The 24,521-nt window shown below is 61.8% G+C and carries 25 protein-coding genes; 10 read left to right on the forward strand and 15 right to left on the reverse strand.

The genetic code is table 11. The features are described from left to right. Nucleotides 1-3 precede the first annotated feature (3 nt). A complete protein-coding gene (locus PVV54_RS07830; protein ID WP_274909379.1) occupies nucleotides 4-423 on the forward strand; it encodes a hypothetical protein in 420 nt (139 codons plus the stop codon). Nucleotides 424-448: 25 nt separating this feature from the next. On the opposite strand, the gene PVV54_RS07835 is transcribed toward PVV54_RS07830, so the two are convergent. After that, nucleotides 449-1,159 carry a hypothetical protein gene (locus tag PVV54_RS07835; RefSeq protein WP_274909380.1) on the reverse strand — a complete coding sequence of 237 codons (711 nt, stop codon included), beginning with the start codon at nucleotides 1,157-1,159 and terminating at the stop codon, nucleotides 449-451. Nucleotides 1,160-1,596: 437 nt separating this feature from the next. Here PVV54_RS07835 and PVV54_RS07840 point away from each other — a divergent pair, with 437 nt between their 5' ends. Together PVV54_RS07840 and PVV54_RS07845 are read left to right on the forward strand one after the other, a co-directional pair. After that, nucleotides 1,597-2,535: a 2-hydroxyacid dehydrogenase gene (locus PVV54_RS07840; RefSeq protein WP_274909381.1), complete on the forward strand. Its 939-nt coding sequence runs from the start codon at nucleotides 1,597-1,599 to the stop codon at nucleotides 2,533-2,535. A gap of 51 nt (nucleotides 2,536-2,586) precedes the next feature. Beyond that, a complete protein-coding gene (locus tag PVV54_RS07845; protein ID WP_274909382.1) occupies nucleotides 2,587-3,375 on the forward strand; it encodes a PhzF family phenazine biosynthesis protein in 789 nt (262 codons plus the stop codon). A gap of 48 nt (nucleotides 3,376-3,423) precedes the next feature. On the opposite strand, the gene PVV54_RS07850 is transcribed toward PVV54_RS07845, so the two are convergent. Then, nucleotides 3,424-4,140, reverse strand: coding sequence for a hypothetical protein (locus PVV54_RS07850; protein ID WP_274909383.1), 717 nt, complete (start codon nucleotides 4,138-4,140; stop codon nucleotides 3,424-3,426). Nucleotides 4,141-4,285: 145 nt separating this feature from the next. Here PVV54_RS07850 and PVV54_RS07855 point away from each other — a divergent pair, with 145 nt between their 5' ends. The 3 genes from PVV54_RS07855 (at nucleotide 4,286) to PVV54_RS07865 (ending at nucleotide 5,968) form a co-directional block, all read left to right on the forward strand. Beyond that, nucleotides 4,286-4,696: a GFA family protein gene (locus tag PVV54_RS07855; protein WP_274909384.1), complete on the forward strand. Its 411-nt coding sequence runs from the start codon at nucleotides 4,286-4,288 to the stop codon at nucleotides 4,694-4,696. A gap of 63 nt (nucleotides 4,697-4,759) precedes the next feature. Next, on the forward strand, nucleotides 4,760-5,098 hold the full coding sequence (locus PVV54_RS07860) for an FKBP-type peptidyl-prolyl cis-trans isomerase (protein WP_274909385.1): 339 nt from the start codon (nucleotides 4,760-4,762) through the stop codon (nucleotides 5,096-5,098). Between the two features lie 207 nt (nucleotides 5,099-5,305). After that, nucleotides 5,306-5,968 (forward strand): histidine phosphatase family protein, encoded by a 663-nt coding sequence (locus tag PVV54_RS07865; protein WP_274909386.1) that lies wholly within the window; start codon nucleotides 5,306-5,308, stop codon nucleotides 5,966-5,968. Nucleotides 5,969-6,111: 143 nt separating this feature from the next. Here the strand turns inward: PVV54_RS07865 and PVV54_RS07870 are convergent, their stop codons facing one another. The 3 genes from PVV54_RS07870 to PVV54_RS07880 form a co-directional block, all read right to left on the reverse strand. Continuing rightward, nucleotides 6,112-6,840 (reverse strand): aspartate/glutamate racemase family protein, encoded by a 729-nt coding sequence (locus tag PVV54_RS07870; RefSeq protein WP_274909387.1) that lies wholly within the window; start codon nucleotides 6,838-6,840, stop codon nucleotides 6,112-6,114. Nucleotides 6,841-6,856: 16 nt separating this feature from the next. Further along, entirely contained in the window at nucleotides 6,857-8,389 is a 1,533-nt protein-coding gene (locus PVV54_RS07875; RefSeq protein ID WP_274909388.1) for an NCS1 family nucleobase:cation symporter-1, read from the reverse strand. Between the two features lie 438 nt (nucleotides 8,390-8,827). Continuing rightward, nucleotides 8,828-9,265 (reverse strand): Lrp/AsnC family transcriptional regulator, encoded by a 438-nt coding sequence (locus tag PVV54_RS07880; protein WP_201174893.1) that lies wholly within the window; start codon nucleotides 9,263-9,265, stop codon nucleotides 8,828-8,830. Between the two features lie 133 nt (nucleotides 9,266-9,398). Between PVV54_RS07880 and PVV54_RS07885 the strand changes: the two genes are divergently transcribed. Next, complete coding sequence (locus tag PVV54_RS07885) at nucleotides 9,399-10,298, forward strand: DMT family transporter (protein ID WP_274909389.1); 900 nt, start codon at nucleotides 9,399-9,401, stop codon at nucleotides 10,296-10,298. 30 nt (nucleotides 10,299-10,328) lie between these two features. Beyond that, entirely contained in the window at nucleotides 10,329-11,255 is a 927-nt protein-coding gene (locus PVV54_RS07890) for a class I SAM-dependent methyltransferase (protein ID WP_274909390.1), read from the forward strand. Between the two features lie 107 nt (nucleotides 11,256-11,362). Here PVV54_RS07890 and PVV54_RS07895 read toward each other — a convergent pair whose 3' ends face one another. The 8 genes from PVV54_RS07895 to gcl form a co-directional block, all read right to left on the reverse strand. Continuing rightward, the gene (locus tag PVV54_RS07895) at nucleotides 11,363-12,361 is read right to left on the reverse strand and encodes a sulfate ABC transporter substrate-binding protein (protein ID WP_274909391.1); all 999 of its coding nucleotides are present in this window, start codon (nucleotides 12,359-12,361) and stop codon (nucleotides 11,363-11,365) included. 92 nt (nucleotides 12,362-12,453) lie between these two features. Further along, on the reverse strand, nucleotides 12,454-13,278 hold the full coding sequence (locus PVV54_RS07900) for an ion transporter (protein ID WP_274909392.1): 825 nt from the start codon (nucleotides 13,276-13,278) through the stop codon (nucleotides 12,454-12,456). 44 nt (nucleotides 13,279-13,322) lie between these two features. Next, nucleotides 13,323-14,198 carry an urea transporter gene (locus PVV54_RS07905; protein ID WP_274909393.1) on the reverse strand — a complete coding sequence of 292 codons (876 nt, stop codon included), beginning with the start codon at nucleotides 14,196-14,198 and terminating at the stop codon, nucleotides 13,323-13,325. Between the two features lie 173 nt (nucleotides 14,199-14,371). Next, nucleotides 14,372-15,787, reverse strand: a complete 1,416-nt coding sequence (pyk, locus tag PVV54_RS07910) for a pyruvate kinase (RefSeq protein WP_274909394.1) — start codon at nucleotides 15,785-15,787, stop codon at nucleotides 14,372-14,374. Continuing rightward, a complete protein-coding gene (locus PVV54_RS07915) occupies nucleotides 15,784-17,058 on the reverse strand; it encodes a glycerate kinase type-2 family protein (protein ID WP_274909395.1) in 1,275 nt (424 codons plus the stop codon). Before PVV54_RS07915 ends, pyk begins: the two co-directional genes overlap by 4 nt. 224 nt (nucleotides 17,059-17,282) lie before the next feature. Next, nucleotides 17,283-18,176 (reverse strand): 2-hydroxy-3-oxopropionate reductase, encoded by an 894-nt coding sequence (locus PVV54_RS07920; RefSeq protein WP_274909396.1) that lies wholly within the window; start codon nucleotides 18,174-18,176, stop codon nucleotides 17,283-17,285. A gap of 181 nt (nucleotides 18,177-18,357) precedes the next feature. Next, a complete protein-coding gene (hyi, locus tag PVV54_RS07925) occupies nucleotides 18,358-19,140 on the reverse strand; it encodes a hydroxypyruvate isomerase (protein WP_274909397.1) in 783 nt (260 codons plus the stop codon). A 51-nt stretch (nucleotides 19,141-19,191) separates the two neighbouring features. Further along, on the reverse strand, nucleotides 19,192-20,967 hold the full coding sequence (gene gcl / locus PVV54_RS07930; RefSeq protein ID WP_274909398.1) for a glyoxylate carboligase: 1,776 nt from the start codon (nucleotides 20,965-20,967) through the stop codon (nucleotides 19,192-19,194). A 257-nt stretch (nucleotides 20,968-21,224) separates the two neighbouring features. Between gcl and PVV54_RS07935 the strand changes: the two genes are divergently transcribed. Continuing rightward, complete coding sequence (locus PVV54_RS07935) at nucleotides 21,225-21,665, forward strand: GlcG/HbpS family heme-binding protein (RefSeq protein WP_085625470.1); 441 nt, start codon at nucleotides 21,225-21,227, stop codon at nucleotides 21,663-21,665. A gap of 101 nt (nucleotides 21,666-21,766) precedes the next feature. On the opposite strand, the gene PVV54_RS07940 is transcribed toward PVV54_RS07935, so the two are convergent. Further along, nucleotides 21,767-22,378 carry a TetR/AcrR family transcriptional regulator gene (locus PVV54_RS07940; RefSeq protein WP_274909399.1) on the reverse strand — a complete coding sequence of 204 codons (612 nt, stop codon included), beginning with the start codon at nucleotides 22,376-22,378 and terminating at the stop codon, nucleotides 21,767-21,769. Between the two features lie 132 nt (nucleotides 22,379-22,510). On the opposite strand from PVV54_RS07940, the gene PVV54_RS07945 reads away from it, so the two are divergent. After that, nucleotides 22,511-23,425: a DUF808 domain-containing protein gene (locus PVV54_RS07945; protein ID WP_274909400.1), complete on the forward strand. Its 915-nt coding sequence runs from the start codon at nucleotides 22,511-22,513 to the stop codon at nucleotides 23,423-23,425. A 142-nt stretch (nucleotides 23,426-23,567) separates the two neighbouring features. Here PVV54_RS07945 and PVV54_RS07950 read toward each other — a convergent pair whose 3' ends face one another. Beyond that, complete coding sequence (locus PVV54_RS07950; RefSeq protein WP_274909401.1) at nucleotides 23,568-24,350, reverse strand: outer membrane protein OmpK; 783 nt, start codon at nucleotides 24,348-24,350, stop codon at nucleotides 23,568-23,570. Between the last annotated feature and the right edge of the window lie 171 nt (nucleotides 24,351-24,521).

The following is a 24,521-nucleotide window of genomic DNA, read 5'->3' on the forward strand; positions in this document are numbered from 1 at the left end:
GCCATGCACAGCATCGTCCGCCTGACCCTGATCACCCTGGCCGTGGGTTTGTCTGCGTGTACGGTGCGTGAGCCGTATGAGCAACCGGCGCCGCCGATCGAAACGGTGCCACCGCACAAAGGGCCGGTGGTCAAACCGCTGCCGGGTGGGCAACCGTCCACTCAGCCGAGCAAGCCGGCAGCAACCCCAAAACCGATGCCGCGTACCTCCGCCAGCTTTGCGCCGCCTCCCGGCGGGGCCAGCCATTGGGACCCCAAGCTGGGTGTGTATGTGCTGGAGAAGAAGCCCAACACTTTTTACCGGCAGCGTACGTACTACCGATTTGACAATGGCTGGAGCTGGTCGCTGAGCCCGGATGGGCCGTGGCAGGAAACCGACAGCAGCGGCGTGCCGGGTGGCTTGGGCAGGGCATTCGCTCAATAACCGAATTGAATGTGCAGAATACCGTTTACTGGTCTCCAGCGATGTATTCAAATTTGGCGCTGGCTTCGGCCGTCGCTGGCAGAGTGACCTTGATGATTGGCAAGTCTATTGCGGTCCGGGTCAGGAAACGTTGCTTGCTTTTACGGGCATCAGTCAGGCCAGCCTGGTTAGCATAGAAAAAGGCTTGGATCGGCAACGTTCTACCTCGGCCGTCGCCCCAAACTTGCAGCAGCGTCTCGTTCTGTTCGGCGAAATAACCTTTGTTGAGCCATTTGGCCTGTAGGCCGGCGTAGAAGTTGGGCCCGGCATAGTGGTTGAGTTCGTCCCGCACATCGAAGCCGCAGATCCTGTTACCCGAAGTGCCCGGGGGGTACTTGGCGACCCATTGCGCGCCTGTGGTGATGTTCTGCTGGTGGCAGGGTTGGCTACCAGCCACATTAGGGTACGTACCGCAACCGCTTCTGTCGCGGCCAAGGTCGGTCCAGCCATCCATGGGGAAGTGGCACAGGATGGGTATATTGTCCTTGCCTGCTGGCGTATCGAGAATCGGGTAGAAGATGAAGCCGTTGGGGTTGGTAGGTTTCCAGGCGAAAGACCCGAAGTTGTTATCCCTGCGCAGATAGGAAAACGAGACGCTGCCTTTCTTTTTGGCATTGTTGCTGGGGTCCCACGTGTCGTATGTATCACCGTAAGTGGTTGCACGAATGAGCACGCCGGAGCAGAGAAATGCCGGCATGCTGTCTTTGCCGCAGTTTGCCGGGGTTTCGTTGTACCGTTTGGTGATTGCCGCGGCTGTAGCGGGGCCGTCAACCTTTGTGATGGCACGCGTGTCGAGAGGTGTTTCAGGTTCGGGCGCATGCCGGCCAACGCAAGCGGCCAGTAACCAAGGGGGCGAGCAAAAGCAAGAATCGGTTCATCAGGGCAAACCTCGGGCGTGCCATCAACCGCTGCAGTGCGCATGGCAAAGTCGGTGATCAAGCGATGGTGAAATGGGTTGGCCCGGGTTGAACCTAGGTTAGGCAGCCTATGAATCGCCGACAACTGGCAGAAATGATAGGTAGCGCGGTGGTGGTACGCCGCTGAGGAACCGTAACAGTTTCATCACCAATTACCGATTGACTGTACTGTACGGTAGCCCAGCATAATGCGTGCTCTTATCGAGCCGGAGGCAGCATGAGCAAGACCGTTTTGGTACTGGTTGAAACCGTCGACGATTACCTGCCTCTGCTCGAACAGGCAGGCTACCGCCTGATCCGCGCACCTTCCCCACAGCTGCGTGCCGATGCCATCCGCCGCCATGCCGAGCAGATAGATGCCGTACTCACTCGCGGCCCGTTGGGCCTGACCGCCGCTGAAATTGACGCTTTGCCCAAGCTGCAGATCATCTGCGTGATCGGCGCTGGCTACGAGCAAGTCGACCTGGCCGCCGCCGCTGCCCGCGGCATCACTGTCACCAACGGTGCTGGCGCCAACGCCGCTGCCGTTGCCGATCACACCCTGGCCCTGCTGCTGGCGCTGCTGCGTGATATCCCACGTGCTGATGCCAGCACCCGCCGTGGTGAATGGAACCGGGTCATCAGCCCATCGGTGAGCGGCAAGCGCCTTGGCATTCTTGGGCTGGGTGCCGTTGGCCTGGCCATCGCCAAACGCGCCAGCCTTGGTTTTGACATGAACATCAGCTACCACAGCCGCACTCCGCGTCAGGGCGTGCCCTACACCTGGTACGACAGCACGCTGCATTTGGCCGATGCCGTCGACATTCTGGTGGTGGCTACCCCGGGTGGTGCGCATACGCGCCATCTTGTCGATGCACGGGTGCTCGATGCCTTGGGGGCAGAGGGCTATCTGGTGAACATCGCACGCGCGAGCGTTGTGGATACCCAGGCGTTGGTCGATGCGCTGGCCAAAGGGCGCCTTGCCGGCGCCGCGCTGGATGTGTTCGATGACGAACCCGCCGTGCCCGATGCCCTTAAGGCACTGGGCAATACGGTACTCACGCCCCATGTGGCTGGGCAATCGCCAGAGGCTGCGCGTGACACCGTAACCTTGGTGCTGCGCAACTTGCAGGCATTCTTTACCGGGGAACCCGTGCTGACGCCCGTTTATCCCTGATCTTCGCCTTCGAACCCGCCCGGAATTTTCCGGGCTACAAGGAGTGTTCCCATGCAACTCGAAATCTTCCAGGTCGATGCGTTTTCCGCCGAACCGTTCGGTGGCAACCCGGCGGCGGTGATCCCCCTGGAAAGCTGGCTGCCGGATGCAGTACTGCAACGCATTGCCGAAGAGAACAACCTGTCGGAAACCGCCTATTTCGTGCGCAATGGCGAAACCTACGACCTGCGCTGGTTCACTCCTGCCGTGGAGGTCGACCTGTGCGGCCACGCCACACTGGCCTCGGCCTACGTGTTGTTCGAGCAATTGGGTGAACAGGCACAGGTGTTGCGTTTCAATACGCGCAGTGGCGAACTGCGTGTGAGCCGTGGCAATGACGGGCAGTTGGCCATGGACTTTCCGGCAAAACAGCCTATGGCCGAGGCAACGCCTGCGGGCTTGCTGGAAGCATTGGGGTTAAGCGAAGCGCGCGGTGTGTATCGCACTGATGATCTTCTGGTGGTGATCGATGACGCAGCGTTGCTGGGTACGATCAAGCCTGACTTCACTGCTTTGGCCGAATTTGACGTGCGTGGGATTGCTGTTACTGCCCCGCATCAGGCGTTTGACTTCGTTACCCGCTGGTTCGGGCCCCGCGTGGGTGTCAATGAAGACCCTGTAACCGGGTCGGCCCACACTTCGCTTGCGCCCTATTGGGCTGAACGCTTCGGCAAGCAGGTATTGCGTTGCCAGCAGGGTGGGGCGCGCAAAGGTCAACTCTGCTGCGAGGTGCCTGGAAATGGCCGGGTGATTATCAGTGGTTACGCGGCATTGTATATGCGGGGTGTGGTGCACCTGTAAGGCCCAAGCAAGCGCGCGGCTGAACGCCGCGCGCTTTCGATGCGGGCGTTAAAACTGCTGTCGGAGCATGCGGGAAAACTGAAGTTGTTCGCCGGACCGGCGCAAAATGGTGTAGTCGATCATGGCCACCTTTCCCCGGCTGGCCGTTACGACCGACCTTGGAACCTGAAAGTACTCAGCCTCTCCTGTTTCCAGATGCTGTTCTTCTGATTCCCAATACAACTGATAGTCAAGGTACCAACGCACACGCCCACTGTGGCCGGTTACTTGCTCGTTGTACAAAAGTGATACCGCAGCAGTCGGTTCACCCTCTTGAGGATAAAACCGTGGCGCAGGTAAATTAATAAGTTGAGGGTCGATCGTCAAAGAATATGCCGAGGATTCTATCGTGCCATTGACGGTGCAATGGATTCGCACTGCACCGCCAATGGCATCAATGACCTCCAGTCGAGGTACCTGGAAGCTTAACGCTCTCGGATTGTCCACGACTTGCGCGGGGCTGGTCCACGCGGCGAAAGGCCCGGTCCATGTGACGGTTATTGACTGCCCTGCCATGCCTGCAAATGGCTGTACCGTAACTTCGAGACTGTCATCTTCATACATGGCCTGGTGAAAGTTCAGCCGGCCTTGAGGTGCTTTGGGCACGGCCGGTGTACTGGGCACGATGGTTTGACGGGCTACCCGAAACTTGAGTGGTGCGGATGTCTGTTGTTTCGTGGCCATGCCGGGTGTGATGGCGTGAAGTGAGGCTGACAGCTGTTCCATGGGGGGCTCCAAGGGTAACCGCAGGGGAGGTGGCCAGTTTATGAATGTCAGCGCTGCCCTCACAACTGGCAAAAATATCAGGTGGTCTGGCGTGGATACGGTGGGGTGCTACCGTTTGATTCTGTAGCTAAAACGAGGAGTTTCCATGCCAACCCATGCCCTTTCCGGTAAATGCCTCTGCGGCGCCATTTCCATCGTCGCCGAAGTCGATAGCCTGGCCGTCAGTGCCTGCCATTGCAGCATGTGTCGCAAGTGGGGGGGCGGGCCGCTGCTGGTCGTACATTGCAGTAAACCGCTACAAACCGAAGGCATTCCACCCAGTGTCCATGAGTCTTCTGAATGGGCACAGCGCGGTTTTTGCGGCGTTTGTGGCACACATTTGTACTACTGCCTGAAAGCCAATGATTTTTATGCTGTGCCCGTAGGGCTGCTCGACAGCGGCGAACCCTGGAACTTCGACCTGCAGATCTTCGTGGAGCAGAAACCCGCCTGGTACTGTTTTGCCAACCAGACCCAGGAACTGACCGGCGAGCAAGCCTTCGAAGAACTTGGTTGACTGGACAAACCCGTGCATTCCTGAGAAAAGGGCGGCCTTGAAATCGACCCTGAGGGCACGCCCATGAGCAGCGAACTGCAAATCACCGACCTCGTCGAAGGCGACGGCAAGGCCGCCGTCAAAGGTGCCTTGATCACTACCCAGTACACCGGCTGGCTGGCCGATGGCAGCGAGTTCGACTCGTCCTGGTCGCGAGGTAAACCGTTCCAGTGCGTGATCGGGACTGGCCGGGTCATCAAAGGCTGGGATCAAGGCCTGATGGGCATGCGCGTGGGTGGCAAGCGCAAGCTGCAGGTGCCGGCGCATCTGGGCTATGGCGAGCGCAGCGTGGGTTCGATTCCACCGAACTCGGACCTGACATTCGAGATCGAGCTGCTGGAAGTGCTGACACGGGACGATTGAACGCTGTCGGCCAATACATCTTTCGGTAACACACATGCTCTAACGTAAGCCTTGCCCACGGAACGGCATTCACACTCAGGGAGGAACCAAACGGGTTGAGGGCACTCTGACCCTTGCTCGTTGCCAGGGAGGGCAATCACTTCAGGGGCGCCCCTTGGGCGCTGTGGCGGGCCAATCCGAAATTGTCTGCCACAAGAGCCTGCTTATATGAAGTTGCCTACTTTCCTCCGACGTCGCCGTCACCTGCTGCTGAGCCTGGCGCTGGTTGCTGCGGCAGTGCCTGTGGCACTGGATGTGGTCGAAAGCCGCGCCGAGCCGGTTGATGGCACCCAGACGTTGATCTTCCTGCGCCATGCCGAAAAACCCGGTGAGGGGTTGGGGCAGTTGAACTGCCAAGGGCTGAACCGCGCCCTGGATCTTGCCACGCTGCTGCCGGAACGTTTCGGCAAAGCGGACTACGTGTTTGCCGCCAACCCGTCACGGCATGTGGAGGAGGGCAGCAAGGACGAGCGCTACAGTTACATTCGCCCGCTGATGACCATCAGCCCCAGCGCCATTCGCCTGGGCCTGCCGGTCAATATCGATTTTGGTGCCAATGACACTGACGAGCTTGCGGATGAGTTGCTGAGCAACAAGTACCGCAATGCCACGGTTTACACCGCCTGGTCCCATGGCTACCTGCCTGACCTGATCAACGCCGTGGCCGGCAAGGCCTTGGGCGATGAGCGGGTAATTACCGAGGACTGGAACGGTGACGATTTCGATACGCTGTATGTGCTGACGCTGACCTGGCACGACGGCAAGGCCAGCCTGCTCAGCCGTAACGTGCGCCAGGGGCTGGATGGCGGCAAGGCCAGTTGCCCGACCTGACGCTTGGGCTGGAATACTATCGCCTGTGGGAGCGGCCTTGTGTCGCGAATGGGGTGCGCAGCGCCCCCTGCATTATCGGCGGCAAGGCCGAAGCCCTCGGGGGCGCTGCGCACCCCTTTCGCGACACAAGGCCGCTCCTACAGTCAGCGGCCGAACTTCATCGGCCAGCCCACCACTTTCTTCGCCCGCGGCGTGGCATAGGTACGCACCTTGGACGTACTCAACCCCATCCGCACCAGCGACTCGGCAATGGTCACCGCCGCACTCACACCATCTACCACCGGCACCCCGGTGCGCTGGCGGATCTGTTCATCCAGCCCGGCCATCCCGCCGCAGCCCAGGCAGATGACCTCGGCCTTGTCGTCGCGTACGGCACGCTCGGCCTGTTGCACGATGGCTTCCACGGCGCGCTCAGGGTCTTCTTCCAGCTCCAGCACGGCCAACCCACTGGCGCGGACCGAAGCGCAGCGATCATACAGCCCGGAAAGCTTCAGCCGGTCCTCGATCAGCGGCACGGTGCGGTCCAGGGTGGTAACAACCGAGTAGGCATGGCCCAGGTACATGGCGGTGCTGGCGGCGGCATCGGTGATGTCCACCACCGGCACGTTCAGCAATTCCTGCAACCCTTCCCGGCCATGTTCGCCATAACCGGCCTGGATCACGGCATCGTAGGGGCCTTCGTACGCAAGCACCCGGTCCATCACGGCAATGGCCGCCAGGTAGCTTTCGAAGTTGCCTTCCACCGACTCGGCGCCGAACCACGGCGTAAGGCCGATGATTTCGGTGCCCGGCGACGCCACGCTGCGCGCCTGCTCGGCAATGGCTTCGGTAATGGCTTCGGTGGTGTTGACGTTGGCGATCAGAATACGCATGGGCAGGCTCCCTTGATCAATGGCTGCTATGGTCGACGGCGATGCACTCGCCGCTGACGTCTTGGTAGTGGCGGTTGCGCGGTGCGATCAGCAGGTACAGCGCGGCAGCGATGCCGGCACCGATCAGCCAGGAGAACGGCGCGATGCCATGGAAGTTCGGCACCAGGGCCAGCACGATGGCCAGCAATGCTGCAGGCACGAAGGCGGCCACGGCGCGCAGGTTGATGCCCTTGCTGTAGTGGTAGGCGCCGGCCGGATGCTCGGTGTACAGCTCCGGCACGTTGATGCAGCCTTTGCGCAGCAACCAGTAGTCGGCCATGATCACGCCGTACAGCGGGCCGAGCAGGGCGCCCAGGCCAGACAGGAAGTACACGATCACCAGCGGGCTGTTGTAGAGGTTCCACGGCAGGATCAACACGGCCACGGTGGCGCTGATCAGCCCGGCGCGGCGGAAGTTCAGGTGGCGCGGCGCCAGGTTACTGAGCACGAAGGCCGGGGCGACGAAGTTGGCCATGATGTTCACCGCCACGGTGACGATCAGGAAGGCCAGGCAGCCCAGTACCAGGAAGGCGGTGTTGGGGATGCTGGCAACGATCTGGGTGGGGCTGTCGATGATCTGGCCGTTGATCTTGAACTGCGCGCCGCACAGCACCACGGTGATCAGGGCGAACACCAGGATGTTCACCGGCAGGCCCCAGAAGTTGCCCACGCGGATGGTCTTGCGGCACGGCGAGGAGCGGGCGAAGTCGCAGAAGTTCAGCACCAGGGTGCCGTAGATTGCCAGCCACAGGGCGCCACCGGCGAAGATGTTGCGCCACATTTCATAGCCGGTCAGCGGCTCGGCCACCGACCAGGCAATGCGCGCGTCGGCCTGGAAGTACATGAACAGCGCCAGGCTGGCCACGGTCACCAGGATCACCGGCCCGGCGAAGGCCTCGTAGCGGCGGACCATTTCCATGCCATAGGCGAGGATCACCAGCTGCACCAGCCAGATCGCCACGAAGCACACCCAGCCCAGGCTCGACAGCCCGAGGATGCTGTCGTGGTCGTAGGCGGCCAGGTGTGGCCACACGGCGGTGAGCAGCACGCGCAGCACGACAGAGGCCAGGTAGGTCTGGATGCCGAACCAGGCGATGGCGATCACCGCGCGGATCAGCGCGGGAATCTGCGCGCCATGGATGCCAAAGGCGATGCGGCTGATGACCGGGAACGGCACCCCGGTCTTTTGCCCCATGTAGCCCGACAGGTTCATGAAGAAGTACACCAGCGCCGCACCGATCGCCAGTGACAGCAGGATTTGCCAGCCACCCAGGCCGAGGGCGAACAAGCCCATGGCGAAGGAGTAGTTGGCAATGTTGTGCACATCGTTGGTCCATAACGCGAAGATGCTGTAGCCACCCCAGCGGCGGCCTTCGACACGGGTCGGCGCCAGGTCGCGGTTGTGCAGCCGTGGGCTCAGCTCAACCGGCGGCACTTCGCCTGCAAGGGTGGATGAGGGGCTGGTGCTGGCGACGGATTGTTCAGGGGCAAGGTCGAAGCTGGTACTCATTCCGGCAGGCTCCTGATGCACATGGACTGCGATGAGCGGGCAATGCGCACGGGCTCGCCATCTCGTCGGTGCAGCGTTGGCATCACTGGGTTCTGGGCGCGGCGGCCGGATTGGACCGGCGTCGCGGGTTCTTGTGTATTTACGTTTCGATTAGTTTGTATACAAAACGTGAACACACAAAAGCGAGTTCCGTGCCAGACAGAGCAAGAGCGGTGATTAGTGGCTTTTTGAATCTAAGCTAGTTGCAGTGTAAGTTGATGAAAATAATCAAATATAAATTGACCGATCGAACAGGTTTAAATTTTTAGTTGGTTATTAGTTGACTTTTTAGTCAGATTTAGTTGGCCGATATGTGTAACGCATTGGGGCGTTAGTTGAGTTAGTGCACACAAAAATGGCACTTATGGTGACGTTTTTGTGTACAAAAAATAGGCAGCCTCACTCCATCGGCGGCAATCGCCGCTTCACCGGCGACTTCTTGATGATCGCGGTGTTGGTTTCGGCCAGCACATTGATCCGGTCAAGCAACGTATCCAGTTGCTCCATCGAGCGCACATGCAGCCGGGCAATGAAACAATCTTCGCCCGTTACCTTGTCGCATTCGGTGAATTCGGGAATGGCGATGATCTGCCGCTCCACCTCCTGCAACTGCCCCGGCAACGGGCGAATGCGCACAATCGCCTGCAACTGGTAGCCAAAACTGCGCGGGTCGACATCCACGGTGTAACCCCGCAACACGCCGCGTTCCTCCAGGCGGCGCAGGCGTTCACTCACGCTGGGCGCAGACAGGCCGCTGATCTGTGCCAGCGCCTTGAGCGAGCGGCGCGAGTCCTCCATCAGGGCGTTGATCAGCAGTTGGTCGATGGCATCGGTCATGGGTACCTCGTCAGGCGGATCAGTGGTTTTGCCTTGATAGTAAAGGCCAGATGGTCAACCCGCCTTTTTTATCCGCTGGAAGGGCGCCGTTGCGCCTGCGCATACTGTGAACATCGTCAACGGGAGGTGTGAGATGGACAATTCGTTGCGGCGCGGCTCGCTGGAAATGGTCGCCGCCATGTTGATTTCCGGGACCATCGGCTGGTTCGTGCTGGTGTCCGGGCAACCGGTGCTGGAGGTGGTGTTCTGGCGCTGCGTGTTTGGTACTGGCACCTTGCTGGTGATCTGCGCGGCATTCGGTTACCTCAAACCGGGCATGATCACCCGTACTGCCTTGCTCCTGGCGGTGGTCAGCGGGGTAGCCATCGTCGGCAACTGGGTACTGTTGTTTGCCTCGTACTCCCGGGCATCGATTGCCATCGGCACGGCGGTGTACAACGTTCAGCCGTTCATGCTGGTGGGGCTGGCGGCAGTGTTTCTGGGCGAGAAAATCACCGTGGCCAAGCTGGCCTGGTTGAGCGTGGCGTTCATGGGCATGCTGGCGATCGTCAGTGCCCACGGTGCCGGGCAGGCCAGCGGTGAAGATTACCTGCTGGGCATTGGCCTGGCGTTGGGGGCTGCCTTTTTGTATGCCATCGCCGCGTTGATCATCAAGCGCCTGGCGGGTACGCCGCCGCACCTGATTGCCTTGATCCAGGTGGCCACGGGTGTGCTGCTGCTGGCGCCTTGGGTCAAGCTGGGTGGCCTGCCCGGGGAACCCGCGGCACTGGCCAGCCTGGTGACCCTGGGCATGGTCCACACGGGGCTGATGTACGTGCTGCTGTACAGCGCGATCCAGCGCTTGCCCACAGCGTTGACCGGAGCGTTGTCGTTCATCTACCCCATTGCCGCGATCCTGGTCGACTGGGTGGCATTCGGGCACAGGCTGGCGCTACTGCAATGGCTGGGCGTGGCGTTGATACTGCTGGCGGCGGCGGGTATGCAGCAGGGCTGGTGGTTCAGGCCTGTGCGGGCCCCTTCACGGGTAGGGTAGAATGCCGCTTTTGCCAGCTTGCGACCCACCATGACCTCACCCATCCAGACCCTGGGGCAACACCTGCTCACCGCCCTCGACCCCGCCCCGCAAGAAACCCGCCGCCTGTTCCACGGCCGCGGGCGCTGCTGGCCGGGGCTGGAGCAGATCACCGTCGACTGGCTGCAAGGCGTGTTGTCGGTGGCGTTGTTCCGCGAGCCGCCCGAAGGGCAACTGGCCGAACTCGAAGCCATGCTGCGCGCACTGGCCGAGCGCCCCGAGTGGGCAGGCCAGGCCATCATCATCCAGCACCGTTACCTGCCAGACAGCCCCGGCCAGTGGCTGCTGGGCGAGCCGTGCCAGCAGCGCGAAGTGGTGGAGGACGGCCTGACCTACCTGCTCGACCTGGGTGTGCGGCAGAACAATGGCCTGTTCCTCGACATGCGCTACGGGCGCAAGTGGGTGCGTGAACAGGCCGACGGCAAGCGGGTGCTCAACCTGTTTGCCTACACCTGCGGTTTTTCGGTGGCGGCCATTGCCGGCGGTGCCGAACAAGTGGTGAACCTGGACATGGCCAAGTCTGCGCTGAGCCGTGGCCGTGACAACCACCGCCTCAATGGCCACGACGCCTCGCGCGTTGCCTACCTGGGGCATGAACTGTTCAAGTCGTGGGGCAAGGTGCGCAAGTATGGGCCGTATGACCTGATCATCATCGACCCGCCCACGTTCCAGCGCGGCAGCTTTGTGTTGACGCAGGATTACGCAAAGATTTTGCGGCGCTTGCCGGAGCTGCTGTGTGCTGGCGGGACCGTGCTGGCGTGTGTGAATGACCCGGGGATCGGGCCGGAGTTTTTGATTGAGGGGATGGCGGAACAGGCGCCATCGCTGGCGTTTGTCGAGCGGTTGGAGAACCCGCCGGAGTTTCCGGATGTGGATGTGGCGGGGGGCTTGAAGGCGTTGGTGTTCCGGCAGAAATGATGTTGCCTGTGCGGGCCCTATCGCGGATGAATCCGCTCCTACAAGGAAAGCGTATGACCTTGTAGGAGCGGATTTATCCGCGATAGGGCCGGCCCTGCCTACATCAATTACTGCCCGGTATAAATCTGGTCAAACACCCCACCATCATTGAAGTGGGTCTTCTGCACGGTACGCCAGTCACCAAAGGTCTTCTCGACCGACAGGAATTCCACCTTCGGGAAACGGTCGGTGTACTTGGCCAGCACCGTGGCATCACGCGGGCGCAGGTAGTTCTGGGCGGCGATTTCCTGGGCTGCCGGCGACCACAGGTACTTCAGGTATTCCTCGGCCACGGCCTGGGTACCCTTCTTGGCCACCACCTTGTCCACCACGCTTACCGGCGGCTCGGCTTCGGCCGACACACTCGGGTAAACCACTTCGAACTGGTCGCGGCCAAACTCGCGGGCGATCATCTCGGCTTCGTTCTCGAAGGTCACCAGCACATCGCCAATCTGGTTGGTCATGAACGTGGTGGTGGCGGCGCGGCCACCGGTATCCAGTACCGGCGCCTGCTTGAACAGCTTGCCGACGAATTCGCGGGCCTTGGTTTCGTCGCCGCCTTGCTTGAGCACGTAACCCCAGGCCGACAGGTAGGTGTAGCGGCCATTACCCGAGGTTTTGGGGTTGGGCACGATCACCTGCACACCGTCCTTGAGCAGGTCGGGCCAATCCTTCAGGGCTTTAGGGTTGCCCTTGCGCACGATAAACACAGTGGCCGAGGTGAACGGCGCGCTGTTGTTCGGCAGGCGGGTTACCCAGTTGTCGGGCACCAACTTGCCGTTGTCGGCCAGGGCGTTGATGTCGGTGGCCATGTTCATGGTGATGACATCGGCCGGCAGGCCATCGATCACTGCGCGCGCCTGCTTGCTCGAGCCGCCAAACGACATCTGCACGTTGACCTTCTCGTTATGCTCGGCTTCCCAATGCTTCTGGAAGGCGCTGTTGTAGTCCTTGTAGAAGTCGCGCATCACGTCGTAGGACACGTTGAGCAGGGTGGGGGCCGCCTGGGCGAGGTTGCCGAGCGTCAGGCCTGCGGCGAGCAGCGAGGCAGTGAAGAGTTTTTTCACGATGCTTCCTTGTTGTAGTTCAAATGTTTGGCAATGTGCCAGCGACTATAGCGTTTGGTTCTTGGGCATTTAAAGACCAAATGGCTCTTTGCTTATTCGCTTTTCGGGAACAGCGCGTTGCCGCAACGCGAGCAGAACGCCGCCCCGTGTTCATGGCTCTTTTTGGCACAGGTCGGGCAGGGGTGCTGCAACTGTTCCCCGCGCATGGCATTGGCCAGTTCCGCCGTGAAAATCCCGGTAGGCACGGCAATGATCGAGTAACCGGTGATCATCACCAGCGACGACAGCACTTGCCCCAGTGGGGTCTTTGGCACGATGTCGCCGAAGCCCACCGTGGTCAGGGTAACGATGGCCCAGTAAATGCCTTTGGGGATGCTGGTAAAACCATGTTCCGGCCCTTCGATCACGTACATCAGCGTGCCGAACACCGTCACCAGGGTGGACACGCTGACCAGAAACACAATGATCTTCTGCTTGCTGCCGCGCAACGCGTCCAGCAGGTAATGCGCCTGCTTCAGGTAGGGGCTGAGCTTGAGCACGCGGAAAATGCGCAGCATCCGGATGACGCGGATGATCAGCAGGTACTGGGCGTCACTGTAGTACAGCGCAATGACGCCGGGCACGATCGCCAGCAGGTCGACCAGGCCGTAGAAACTGAAGGCATAGCGCAGCGGTTTGGGCGAGCAGTAAAGGCGTGTGAGGTACTCGACCAGGAAGATCGCCGTAAAGCCCCATTCGATACCGGCGAGCAAACCCGCGTACCCCTGATGCACCTCGTCGATGCTGTCGAGGATCACGGTGACCAGGCTGGCGAGGATGATCAGCAGCAGGATCTGGTCGAAGCGTCTTCCAGCCGGGGTGTCGGTCTGGAAGACGATGACGTAGAGCCGCTCGCGCAGGCTCGCAGGGTTGTTCATAAGCGCGTTCCACTAGGCAATGGGCTGAGCCTAGGGTCTGGCTTTCAGCTGTGCAAGCGGGTGGCGTTGCTGCGTGGCAGTGGCCGCAGGTAGTTGCCCAGGTGCATCAGCCAGCAGGCCACCACGAACGGGGCGGTAAGCCCGGCCACCGGCAGCAGCTTGAACAGCGGTTGCAGCAGCAAGGCCAGGGCAATGGCCAGCAGCGTCACCCACGGGCGCTCACCCTGGCGGCTGAAGGCCAGGGCGGCGAGGGCGGCATTGAAGCCATACAGCCCCAGCCAGGCACCTTGGGCCTGGTCGACAGCCAGCGCCACGCCACCGCCGATGGCCGAAGCGATCACCGCCCACAGGGCCGCGTACGGATTGGCGATCAGCATGCCGCTGATGATCAGCAGGCCGGCCAGGGGCTTGTCCAGCAGGAAGATCTGGCCAACGCCACGCAGCAAGGCATGCAACGGGTCGGCGGCGACAAAGCCGCTGCTGGCCGAAGGCTCGGCCAGTACCAGCACGCCCCAGCCCAGCAGCACGAATGGTGCGGTGTACGCGATCAGCAGCTTGCCGCCGCGTTTGCGCCATTGGTGGGTGATGATGCTGGAGAGGCCGCCTGCTGCGATGATCAGGGGCGGCAGCATGGCCGACCAAGGCATCACGGCGCAGATCAGGATGCCGATCAGCACGCCGTTGTAGCAGTACAGGCCAGCTTGGCGGTCGGCGCGGTCGTAACCACGGCGCTGGGCCGTGAGCAGGCCGGCCAGGGCACCGAGCAGGGCGCCGCCGACCAGGTCGGGCGCGGTCAGCAGGATGGCCAGCAGGCAGCACAGGCCGCACAGGGGGTTGCGCAGCAGCAGCACCTGGCTGAAGCCGTTGAGTAACGCCGTGGCCCAGTCGGGGCACGGGTTGACGAAATTTTTGGTGTACATGGGGCAGTCAGTGAGGTGGATGGGGCGCGGTGGGCCTCTTTGGGCCTCGGGTTTTCCGCGGGTTTGAAGGGTTGTGTAACGCCTGTAGGAGCGGATTTATCCGCGATGCAGATGGCACCGGCTTTGCCGGTGATCGCGGCTAAAGCCGCTCCTACAAGGTAACGCGACGCGGTTTAGACCAAGGTCTCGATCCGCAGCGTGTTAGTCGACCCCGGCTGCCCAAACGGCACACCCGCAGTGATCAGCAAGGTGTCCCCCCGGCTGGCCATGCCCTGCGCCTGGGCAATTTCCAGTGCAGTGGAAACCACCTCGTCCACCTGGCGCAGGCGGTCGTTGACCACCGAGTGCACGCCCCAGGTCACGCTCAGGCGGCGGGCAGTGCGCAGGTTTGGCGTCAGGTTGAGGATTGGCGCACGCGGGCGTTCACGCGCCGCACGCAGGGTCGAAGCCCCCGACTCGCTGTAGTTCACCAGCACCGCCACCGGCAGGATGCCGCTGATGCGGCGGATGGCGCAGCTGATGGCGTCCGATACGGTGGCTTCGGCTTTTGGCCGGCCAACGTCGAGCTGGGCCTGGTAGTCCGGGCCATTTTCCACCTGGCGGATGATCTTGCTCATCATCTGTACGGCTTCCAGCGGGTAGTCGCCCGAGGCGGTCTCGGCCGACAGCATCACCGCATCGGCACCTTCGGCCACGGCGTTGGCCACGTCGGTGACTTCGGCGCGGGTCGGCGCTGGCGAGAAGCGCATCGATTCGAGCATCTGGGTGGCCACTACCACCGGTTTGCCCAGCTGGCGGCAGGTGCCGATGATGCGCTTCTGGATTTGCGGCACGCTCTCGGCCGGCACTTCCACGCCCAGGTCACCACGGGCCACCATGATGGCGTCGGACAGCTCGGCAATGGCTTGCAGTTGCTCGACGGCCGAGGGCTTCTCGATCTTGGCCATCAAATAGGCGCGGTCGCCAATCAGCTGGCGGGCCTCGACGATGTCTTCAGGGCGCTGCACGAACGACAGGGCAACCCAGTCCACGCCCAGCTCCAGGCCAAAGGCCAGGTCACGGCGGTCTTTTTCGGTCAGCGGGGAGAGGTCGAGCACGGCCTGGGGCACGTTCACGCCTTTGCGGTCGGACAGCTCACCGCCGTTCAGCACGGTAGTGTCGATGGCGTCAGCGTGCTTGGCGGTTACCCGCAGGCGCAGGCGGCCGTCGTCCACCAGCAGGTCCATGCCCGGCTCCAGCGCGGCGATGATTTCCGGGTGGGGCAGGTTGACCCGCTCGCTGTTGCCCGGCGTCGTGTCCAGGTCCAGGCGCAATGCCTGCCCACGTTGCAGTTGCACCTTGCCTTCGGCCAGGCGGCCGACGCGCAGCTTCGGCCCCTGCAGGTCCATGAGGATGCCGAGCGGGTAGTTCAACTGCTGCTCGACTTCGCGGATCCACTGGTAACGCAGGGCGTGGTCGGCGTGCTCACCATGGCTGAAGTTGAGGCGGAAGATGTTCACGCCGGCTTCCACCAGTTGGCGGATGTCGTCTTTGCCTTTGATCGCTGGGCCGAGGGTGGCGAGGATCTTTACTTTTTTATCAGGCGTCATGATTGGGCAGTCTCGAGAATCAGGATGGCGCGGAAGTCGTTGACGTTGGTGCGGGTCGGTTCGGTGACGATCAGCGCGTCGAGCGCGGCGAAGTAGCCGTAGCCGTTGTTGTTGTCCAGCTCGTCACTGGCCGACAGGCCCAAGGCCTCGGCGCGGGCGTAGCTGGCCGGCGTCATGAAGGCGCCGGCGTTTTCTTCCGAGCCGTCGATGCCGTCGGTATCACCGGCCAAGGCGTACACGCCAGGCAGGCCCTTGAGGCTTTCGGTGAGGCTCAGCAGGAACTCTGCGTTGCGCCCGCCACGGCCATTGCCGCGCACGGTCACGGTGGTTTCGCCGCCGGAGAGGATCACGCAGGGCGCCTTCAGTGGCTGGCCGTGCTGCACGATCTGCCGGGTGATGCCGGCATGCACCTTGGCCACTTCGCGCGATTCGCCTTCCAGGTCGCCGAGGATCAGCGGGCTGAAGCCGGCCTGGCGGGCTTTGACGGCAGCGGCTTCCAGCGACTGCTGAGGTTTGGCGATCAGCTGGAAGTGGCTGCGGGCCAGTGCCGGGTCGTCGGCCTTGACGGTTTCGGAAGCCGGGTTGTTGAGCCAGTCGATGACGGCTTTGGGGGCTTCAATGTTGTAGCGCTTGAGAATGGCCAACGCGTCGGCCGAGGTGCTCGGGTCGGCCACGGTGGGGCCGGAGGCGATGACCGTGGCCAGGTCGCCCGGTACGTCCGATATCGCATAGGTGTAGACGGTGGCCGGCCAGCAGGCCTTGGCCAGGCGGCCGCCCTTGATCGCCGAGAGGTGCTTGCGCACGCAGTTCATCTCGCCGATGGTGGCGCCTGATTTCAAAAGCGCTTTGTTGATCTGCTGCTTGTCGGCCAGGGTCAGGCCTTCAGCGGGCAGGGCCAGCAGGGCAGAGCCACCGCCGGACAGCAGGAAGATGACGCGGTCGTCTTCGCTCAGGTTGCTGACCAGGTCGAGCACGCGCTTGGCCACGGCCAGGCCGGCGGCATCGGGGACCGGGTGGGCGGCTTCGACCACCTCGATCTTCTGGCAGTTGGCGCCGTGGCCGTAGCGGGTCACGACCAGCCCGGAGACGTCGCCCTGCCAGCATTTTTCGACCACTTCGGCCATGGCGGCGGCGGCTTTGCCGGCACCGATGACGATCACCCGGCCGCTACGGTCGGCGGGCAGGTAGGGTTCGAGGACTTGACGCGGGTGGGCGGCAGCGATGGCTGTGTCGAACAGCTCGCGGAGAAGTTTTTGCGGATCGACCGACATGGCAGGCTCCCAGAATTATTGTTGTTCTGCACAATCAAAAACGCCCCTGGAACTGCCTCCGTGCAGGCCGAACCAGGGGCGGGTGTTGCTCGGGTTCACCGTTGAGCCTGTGGTCGCAGGTTCAGCGGTGTTGGCCGCATCGCGGCGGTCCGACGTTTCGGTGAACCCGCTCCTACAGGGGTAGCGTGTAGGAGCGGATTTATCCGCGAGAGGCCGGTACAGGCTTACTTATCGTCGCGGATCGAGAAATTGGCCATGTGCTCCAGGCCTTTGATCAGCGCCGAGTGGTCCCAGTTGCCGCCGCCCAGCGCCACGCAGGTGCTGAACACTTGCTGGGCGTTGGAAGTGTTGGGCAGGTTGATGCCCAGTTCCTTGGCGCCTTGCAGGGCCAGGTTCAGGTCCTTCTGGTGCAGGTTGATGCGGAAGCCCGGGTCGAAGGTGCCTTTGATCATGCGCTCGGCGTGTACTTCGAGGATTTTCGACGAGGCAAAGCCACCCATCAGTGCTTCACGCACCTTGGCCGGGTCCGCGCCGTTCTTGGCGGCGAACAGCAGGGCTTCACTGACGGCCTGGATGTTCAGGGCGACGATGATCTGGTTGGCGACCTTGGCGGTCTGGCCATCACCGTTGCCACCGACGCGGGTGATGTTCTTGCCCATGGCTTCGAACAGCGGCAGGGCGCGCTCGAAGGCTTTCGGGCAGCCACCGACCATGATGCTCAGGGTCGCGGCCTTGGCACCGACTTCACCACCGGACACCGGGGCGTCCAGGTAGGCGGCGCCGGTGGCCTTGATCTTCTCGGCGAAGGCTTTGGTGGCGGTAGGGGAGATCGAGCTCATGTCGATCACCACCTTGTTCGGGCCCACGCCTTCAGCAACACCGTTCTCACCGAACAGCACGCTTTCCACCTGCGGGGTGTCCGGCACCATGACGATGATGAATTCAGCTTCCTGAGCCACTTCTTTCGGGTTGGCCAGGGCGACTGCGCCAGCGGCGATCAGGTCGGCCGGGGCGGCGTCGTGGTGGGTGGAAACGAAGATGCTGTGACCTGCCTTTTGCAGGTTCTGGGCCATGGGTTTGCCCATGATGCCGGTGCCGAGGAAGCCGATTTTAGCCATGAGATTTTTGCCTCTTTGTATTTGTTGGAACAGGCGACTTGGCCCCCCCCTGTGGGAGCGGCCTTGTGTCGCGATTGGGGCGCGTAGCGGCCCCATGATTTCAGCTTGTCAGGAGATTGCCGGGGCTGCTGCGCAGCCCTTTCGCGACACGAGGCCGCTCCCACAGGGACCGCGTTGATCCTTAAATTGCGTTATGGGTTTTCAGCCAACCCAGGCCCGCTTCGGTAGTGGTCTTGGGCTTGTACTCCGCGCCCACCCAGCCCTGGTAGCCGATGCGGTCCAGGTGCTCGAACAGGAAGCGGTAGTTGATCTCGCCAGTGCCCGGCTCGTTGCGGCCCGGGTTGTCGGCCAGCTGGATGTGGTTGATCAGCGGCAGGTTGGCTTCAACGGTACGCGCCAGGTCACCTTCCATGATCTGCATGTGGTAGATGTCGTACTGCAGGAACAGGTTGTCGCTGCCCACCTCGGCCTGGATTTCCAGGGCCTGCTTCGTGGTGTTCAGGTAGAAGCCCGGGATGTCGCGGGTGTTGATCATTTCCATGACCAGGCGAATGCCGGCGGCCTTGAGCTTGTCGGCGGCGTAGCGCAGGTTCTCGACAAAGGTCTTGCGCACGGTGGCGCAGTCCGGGCCTTGCGGGCGGATGCCGGCCAGGGCGTTGACCTGGGTGTTGCCCAGCACCTTTGCGTACTCGATGGCCTTGTCGACACCGGCACGGAATTCTTCCACGCGGTCAGGGTGGCAGGTAATGCCGCGCTCACCCTTGGCCCAGTCGCCGGCCGGCAGGTTGAACAGCACCTGGGTCAGGCCGTGGGCGTCGAGCTGCTGTTTGATTTCAGCGGCGCTGAAATCGTACGGGAAGAGGTATTCTACGCCGCTGAAACCAGCGTCGGCGGCAGCCTTGAAGCGGGCCAGGAAGTCCTGTTCGGTGAACAGCATGGACAGGTTGGCAGCGAAGCGAGGCATGGGGTATCTCCTTGCGTTGAAGGCCCCCCGCGAGCGGGGGGCGTCAGGCGATCAGTCCAGCAGCGAGATGGCGGTCGGCGCGTCGTTGCCGACCAGGGCGAGGTCTTCGAATTCGTTGACCGCGTTGATCTCGGTGCCCATGGAAATGTTGGTAACACGCTCGAGAATCACTTCGACCACTACCGGTACGCGGAACTCTTCGGCCATCTTCTGCGCCTTGAGCAGGGCAGGAGCGATTTCGGCCGGTTCGAACACACGGATGGCCTTGCAACCCAGGCCTTCAACCACGGCGACGTGGTCAACACCGTAGGTGGCAGCGTCGGTCGAGTTGATGTTCTCGAACGCCAGTTGTACACAGTAATCCATGTCGAAGCCACGCTGTGCCTGGCGGATCAGGCCGAGGTAGGCGTTGTTCACCAGCACGTGGACATACGGCAGGTTGAACTGCGCGCCCACCGCCAGCTCTTCGATCATGAACTGGAAGTCGTAGTCACCCGACAGCGCGACCACCTTGCGTTTCGGGTCGGCTTTTACAACGCCCAGGGCAGCAGGGATGGTCCAGCCCAGCGGGCCCGCCTGGCCGCAGTTGATCCAGTGGCGTGGCTTGTACACGTGCAGGAACTGCGCGCCGGCGATTTGCGACAGGCCGATGGTGCTGACGTAGCAGGTGTCTTTGCCGAATACCTGGTTCATCTCTTCGTACACGCGCTGCGGCTTGACCGGCACGTTGTCGAAGTGGGTCTTGCGCTGCAGGGTGGCTTTGCGCTGCTGGCAGTCTTCCAGCCAGGCCTTGCGGCACTTCAGCTTGCCAGCGGCTTTCCACTCGCGGGCCACTTCCAGGAACACGTCCAGCGCCTTGCCAGCGTCGGAAACGATACCCAGGTCCGGGGTGAACACCCGGCCGATCTGGGTCGGTTCGATGTCCACGTGCACGAACTTGCGGCCTTCGGTGTACACATCCACCGAGCCGGTGTGGCGGTTGGCCCAACGGTTGCCGATACCGAACACCAGGTCGGATTTCAGCATCGTGGCGTTGCCGTAGCGGTGCGAGGTCTGCAGGCCGACCATGCCGACCATCAGCTCGTGATCGTCCGGGATGGTGCCCCAGCCCATCAGGGTGGGTACAACCGGCACGCCGGTCAGCTCGGCGAACTCGACCAGCTTGTCGCTGGCGTCGGCGTTGATGATGCCGCCACCGGCAACCAGCAGCGGGCGCTCGGCGTCGTTGAGCAGGGCCAGGGCTTTTTCGGCCTGTACGCGGCTGGCTTGTGGCTTGTGTACGGGCAGCGGCTCGTAGGCGTCGATGTCGAATTCGATTTCGGCCATCTGCACGTCGAACGGCAGGTCGATCAGCACAGGGCCTGGGCGGCCGGTGCGCATTTCATAAAAGGCCTTCTGGAAGGCGTAAGGCACCTGGCCTGGCTCCAGCACGGTGGTCGCCCACTTGGTGACCGGCTTGACGATGCTGGTGATGTCGACGGCCTGGAAGTCTTCTTTGTGCAGGCGGGCACGTGGAGCCTGGCCGGTGATGCAGAGGATCGGGATGGAGTCGGCCGAGGCGCTGTACAAGCCGGTGACCATGTCGGTGCCGGCAGGGCCGGAGGTGCCGATGCACACGCCGATGTTGCCCGGGTTGGCGCGGGTGTAACCCTCGGCCATGTGCGAGGCGCCTTCGACGTGACGAGCGAGGACGTGATCGATGCCACCGACTTTCTTCAGGGCCGAGTACAGCGGGTTGATGGCAGCCCCTGGGATGCCGAACGCGGTATCTACACCTTCACGGCGCATGACCAGAACGGCTGCATCGATTGCTCTCATTTTGCTCATGGTTTGTGCCTCATTGATTTTGTAATTGTATACAACTTGCTTTGTGCCAGAGTGTATTCATGGCTGGCCGCTCAGGTCAACGGGTTTTCGTCGGGGGACGTGGCTTTCGTTCGAGCGCCTATGAAAACGGCTGTTTGCGATCTCGCATACGATCGTTTCAATTTATTGTATACAAAAATACATTCAGTTGTGTTCTATTGGCTTATCGGTTTTTCACCTGCCCTCAGGGCTTCTCACAACAAGAAGAGGACCTTTCCATGAACGCTTTGAACCTGAAAGTCGCTGTCAGCCTGGTGAATGCCGCGCTGGCGGCGGGCCGCAAGATCAACGCCGCGCCGCTGACGGTGGCGGTGCTGGATGCTGGCGGGCACCTGCTGGCCTTGCAGCGCGAGGACGGCGCCAGCCTGATTCGCCCGGAGGTGGCCACCGGCAAGGCCTGGGGGGCAATTGCCCTGGGCAAGGGCTCGCGTTTGCTGGCGCTGGATGCGCAGCAGCGGCCGGCGTTTTTTGCGGCGCTGAACGGGTTGGGTGAGCGGCCGGTGGTGCCGGCGCCGGGTGGTGTGCTGATTCGTGATCAGGACGGTAAAGTGCTGGGAGCGGTGGGGATCAGCGGGGATACGTCGGATATTGACGAGCAGTGCGCAATCAGTGCGATCGAAGAGGTGGGGTTGAGGGCGGATGCGGGGGTGGCTGCCTGATTTTGCATTGATTGACCTGGCCTCATCGCGGATGAATCCGCTCCTACAGGCGCGCGCTTTGTAGGAGCGGATTTATCCGCGATGGGCCAAACCCCATTACCTCAGGCTACTTCAGGCTCACACCCCTTCAAAACCATCCGAATAATGGTCTCGGCCGCCGCATCGTAATCACTGTCGGCCAGCTTGGCCTTGCCGGTAACCGCCGAAATCTGCCAATCGAAATCGGCATAGGTCTGGGTGGCCGCCCAGATGCTGAACATCAGGTGGTGCGCGTCGACATGGGCGATTTGCCCGCGGTCGATCCAGCTCTGGATGCACTCGATGTTATGCCGCGCCTGCTCGTTCAACTGCGCCACCTGGTTGGGTGACAGGTGCGGTGCGCCGTGCATGATTTCGCTGGCGAACACCTTGGAGGCATGGGGCAGGTCGCGCGAGATGCGGATTTTCGAGCGGATGTACGAGCTCAATACCTCTTTCGGGTCACCGTCGGCATTGAACGGCGTTGACGCCTGCATGATCGGCGCGATGATGCTTTCCAACACCTCGCGGTAGAGGTTGTCCTTGGACTTGAAGTAGTAATACACGTTCGGCTTGGGCAGGCCGGCCTTGGCCGCGATATCGCTGGTCTTGGTGGCAGCGAAGCCCTTGTCGGCGAATTCCTCGCTGGCTGCGCGCAGGATCAGTTCCTTGTTGCGCTCGCGAATGGTGCTCATTGTCGGGGGTCTTCCTCGTGTCTGGCCACCTCAAAGAGGGACCCGGCATGGTAGCACCGCCACTCACGGGCGCTCAAGGCAGCGAGTTTCGGCTAGACTCGGGCCCATTCACATATTTGGAAACAAGCACCCATGGCAGGCAGCAGTTTACTGGTTCTGATCGACGATATCGCCACGGTTCTCGATGATGTGTCGGTGATGACCAAAGTGGCGGCGAAGAAGACCGCTGGCGTACTGGGCGACGACCTGGCACTCAACGCCCAGCAGGTGACCGGCGTGCGCGCCGAGCGTGAAATCCCGGTGGTGTGGGCGGTGGCCAAGGGCTCGTTCGTGAACAAGGCGATCCTGGTGCCGGCGGCGTTGCTGATCAGTGCGTTCATCCCCTGGGCGGTGACGCCGTTGTTGATGATCGGTGGCGCCTACCTTTGCTTTGAAGGCTTCGAGAAGCTGGCGCACAAGTTTTTGCACAGCAAGGAAGAAGATGCGGCGGAACATGAGGCGCGCAAGGAGGCTGTCGCTGACGCGAATGTCGACCTGGTGGCTTACGAGCAGACCAAGATCAAGGGCGCGGTGCGTACCGACTTCATTCTGTCTGCCGAGATCATTGCCATCACGCTGGGCACGGTGGCGGATGCGCCGCTGAGCCAGCAGATCATCGTGCTGTCGGGGATTGCCATCGTGATGACGGTTGGCGTTTACGGGTTGGTGGCGGGCATCGTCAAGCTCGATGACCTGGGGTTGTGGATGACGCAAAAGGCCTCCAAGGCCGCCCAGGCGGTGGGCAATGGCATTTTGCGGGCGGCGCCCTACATGATGAAGAGCCTGTCGGTGATCGGGACGGCGGCGATGTTCCTGGTAGGCGGGGGGATCCTGGTGCATGGGGTGGAGCCTGTGCATCACGCGATCGAAGCGTTCAGCGTAGGGCGTGGCGGGGCGGTGACCGGGGCGTTGGTCAATGGGCTGGTTGGGGTTGTAGCCGGGGCTGCGGTATTGGCGGTGGTGGGTATTGCCGGGAAGGTGTGGCGGATGGTTAGGTCTTCTGCGTGATATTGATGGCCGGGCTTCGCCCGGATCGCGGCGGTCCGACGCTTCGGTGAATCCGCTCCTACAGGTTATCGCCGGTATCGAAATCCGTGCTGTCCTGTAGGAGCGGATTCATCCGCGATGGGCCGCAAAGCGGCCCCAAGGGTCAGAAGTGAACCTTGACCAGGAAGCTCGCAGTGTTCTGGTCGGTGGTGAACCCGTCAGAATCCTTGATGCCGTACTTGTTCTTCCAGTAGTCGTACTCGAAACCGACATACAGCTGCTTCTCACCCAGGTGCAATGCCTTGCCCAGGTCGTACTTGACCTGCGGGTTGAAGTGCAGGTTGGCGTGGTATTCGCCACGGCTGTTTTCGTCGTTGTCCACCACCCAGTCCATGAAGCCGTCGATCAGGATGTCGGACGAGCCCACCGGGATGGTGTAGGACCACACCGGGGTGATCTGCCAGACATTGTCACCGGCGCGGCTGCCTTCGGTGGTGCGGTTGTAGAAGTTCAGCTGGAAGTAGTCAAAGCCCGGGATGTTCAGGTCGAAACCTGGGCCGATCAGGTAGGACTCGGTGTCACCCTCGCCAAACTCGTAAGTCATGGCCAGCAGCACGTCCTTGACCGGGCCGAATTCGATTTTCTGGTCGAAGATCTTGCCGAACGACAGGCGCGGGCTGATTTCGCCGTAGTAGGTGTTGTCGCCGTTACCGGAGTCCTTCTTGCCGTTGTAGAAAATCTTGTCGACGAAGACGAAGTTGTCACCGTACTTCCAGCCATCGGCGTGCTCGAAGGTGACGGTTTGCTGAATCTCCGGGTTGACCTTGAAGTTTTTGCCCCACAGGTAGGTCAGGCTGTTGTTCTGCCACTGCAGCAGGTCGCCGGCGAAGGTGGTGCCGCAGGCCAGCAGGCCGCCCGCGAGAATCAGGCTATTGATGGTACGCATTGCGAGTGTCGCTCCCTTGATTGATCTGTTGTCAGCGCTCGTAAGGCGCTGTTTTTGTCTTTTGAGTCAGCTTTTTTCGATTGGCCACAGCATTCTGGCAAGAGCTGCGCCAACTTTTACGGTTAGCTGCAACCTTCCTGCTCGACTCGTTCTGAACGGATGAAAATGGGT

It is taken from the genome of Pseudomonas sp. PSKL.D1, assembly GCF_028898945.1.
GTDB lineage: Bacteria > Pseudomonadota > Gammaproteobacteria > Pseudomonadales > Pseudomonadaceae > Aquipseudomonas.

What these genes read in the sequence shown, in the direction of transcription:
- PVV54_RS07855 (WP_274909384.1), top strand. Translation starts at nt 4,286, where the DNA reads ATGCCAACCCATGCCCTTTCCGGTAAATGCCTCTGCGGCGCCATTTCC.
- hyi (WP_274909397.1), bottom strand. Translation starts at nt 19,140, where the DNA reads ATGCCTCGCTTCGCTGCCAACCTGTCCATGCTGTTCACCGAACAGGAC.
- PVV54_RS07905 (WP_274909393.1), bottom strand. Translation starts at nt 14,198, where the DNA reads ATGTACACCAAAAATTTCGTCAACCCGTGCCCCGACTGGGCCACGGCG.
- PVV54_RS07870 (WP_274909387.1), bottom strand. Translation starts at nt 6,840, where the DNA reads ATGCGTATTCTGATCGCCAACGTCAACACCACCGAAGCCATTACCGAA.
- gcl (WP_274909398.1), bottom strand. Translation starts at nt 20,967, where the DNA reads ATGAGCAAAATGAGAGCAATCGATGCAGCCGTTCTGGTCATGCGCCGT.
- PVV54_RS07945 (WP_274909400.1), top strand. Translation starts at nt 22,511, where the DNA reads ATGGCAGGCAGCAGTTTACTGGTTCTGATCGACGATATCGCCACGGTT.
- PVV54_RS07915 (WP_274909395.1), bottom strand. Translation starts at nt 17,058, where the DNA reads ATGTCGGTCGATCCGCAAAAACTTCTCCGCGAGCTGTTCGACACAGCC.
- PVV54_RS07890 (WP_274909390.1), top strand. Translation starts at nt 10,329, where the DNA reads ATGACCTCACCCATCCAGACCCTGGGGCAACACCTGCTCACCGCCCTC.
- PVV54_RS07830 (WP_274909379.1), top strand. Translation starts at nt 4, where the DNA reads ATGCACAGCATCGTCCGCCTGACCCTGATCACCCTGGCCGTGGGTTTG.
- PVV54_RS07935 (WP_085625470.1), top strand. Translation starts at nt 21,225, where the DNA reads ATGAACGCTTTGAACCTGAAAGTCGCTGTCAGCCTGGTGAATGCCGCG.
- PVV54_RS07900 (WP_274909392.1), bottom strand. Translation starts at nt 13,278, where the DNA reads ATGAACAACCCTGCGAGCCTGCGCGAGCGGCTCTACGTCATCGTCTTC.
- PVV54_RS07950 (WP_274909401.1), bottom strand. Translation starts at nt 24,350, where the DNA reads ATGCGTACCATCAATAGCCTGATTCTCGCGGGCGGCCTGCTGGCCTGC.
- PVV54_RS07845 (WP_274909382.1), top strand. Translation starts at nt 2,587, where the DNA reads ATGCAACTCGAAATCTTCCAGGTCGATGCGTTTTCCGCCGAACCGTTC.
- PVV54_RS07875 (WP_274909388.1), bottom strand. Translation starts at nt 8,389, where the DNA reads ATGAGTACCAGCTTCGACCTTGCCCCTGAACAATCCGTCGCCAGCACC.
- PVV54_RS07940 (WP_274909399.1), bottom strand. Translation starts at nt 22,378, where the DNA reads ATGAGCACCATTCGCGAGCGCAACAAGGAACTGATCCTGCGCGCAGCC.
- PVV54_RS07840 (WP_274909381.1), top strand. Translation starts at nt 1,597, where the DNA reads ATGAGCAAGACCGTTTTGGTACTGGTTGAAACCGTCGACGATTACCTG.
- PVV54_RS07885 (WP_274909389.1), top strand. Translation starts at nt 9,399, where the DNA reads ATGGACAATTCGTTGCGGCGCGGCTCGCTGGAAATGGTCGCCGCCATG.
- PVV54_RS07860 (WP_274909385.1), top strand. Translation starts at nt 4,760, where the DNA reads ATGAGCAGCGAACTGCAAATCACCGACCTCGTCGAAGGCGACGGCAAG.
- PVV54_RS07850 (WP_274909383.1), bottom strand. Translation starts at nt 4,140, where the DNA reads ATGGAACAGCTGTCAGCCTCACTTCACGCCATCACACCCGGCATGGCC.
- PVV54_RS07835 (WP_274909380.1), bottom strand. Translation starts at nt 1,159, where the DNA reads ATGCCGGCATTTCTCTGCTCCGGCGTGCTCATTCGTGCAACCACTTAC.
- pyk (WP_274909394.1), bottom strand. Translation starts at nt 15,787, where the DNA reads ATGACGCCTGATAAAAAAGTAAAGATCCTCGCCACCCTCGGCCCAGCG.
- PVV54_RS07880 (WP_201174893.1), bottom strand. Translation starts at nt 9,265, where the DNA reads ATGACCGATGCCATCGACCAACTGCTGATCAACGCCCTGATGGAGGAC.
- PVV54_RS07920 (WP_274909396.1), bottom strand. Translation starts at nt 18,176, where the DNA reads ATGGCTAAAATCGGCTTCCTCGGCACCGGCATCATGGGCAAACCCATG.
- PVV54_RS07865 (WP_274909386.1), top strand. Translation starts at nt 5,306, where the DNA reads ATGAAGTTGCCTACTTTCCTCCGACGTCGCCGTCACCTGCTGCTGAGC.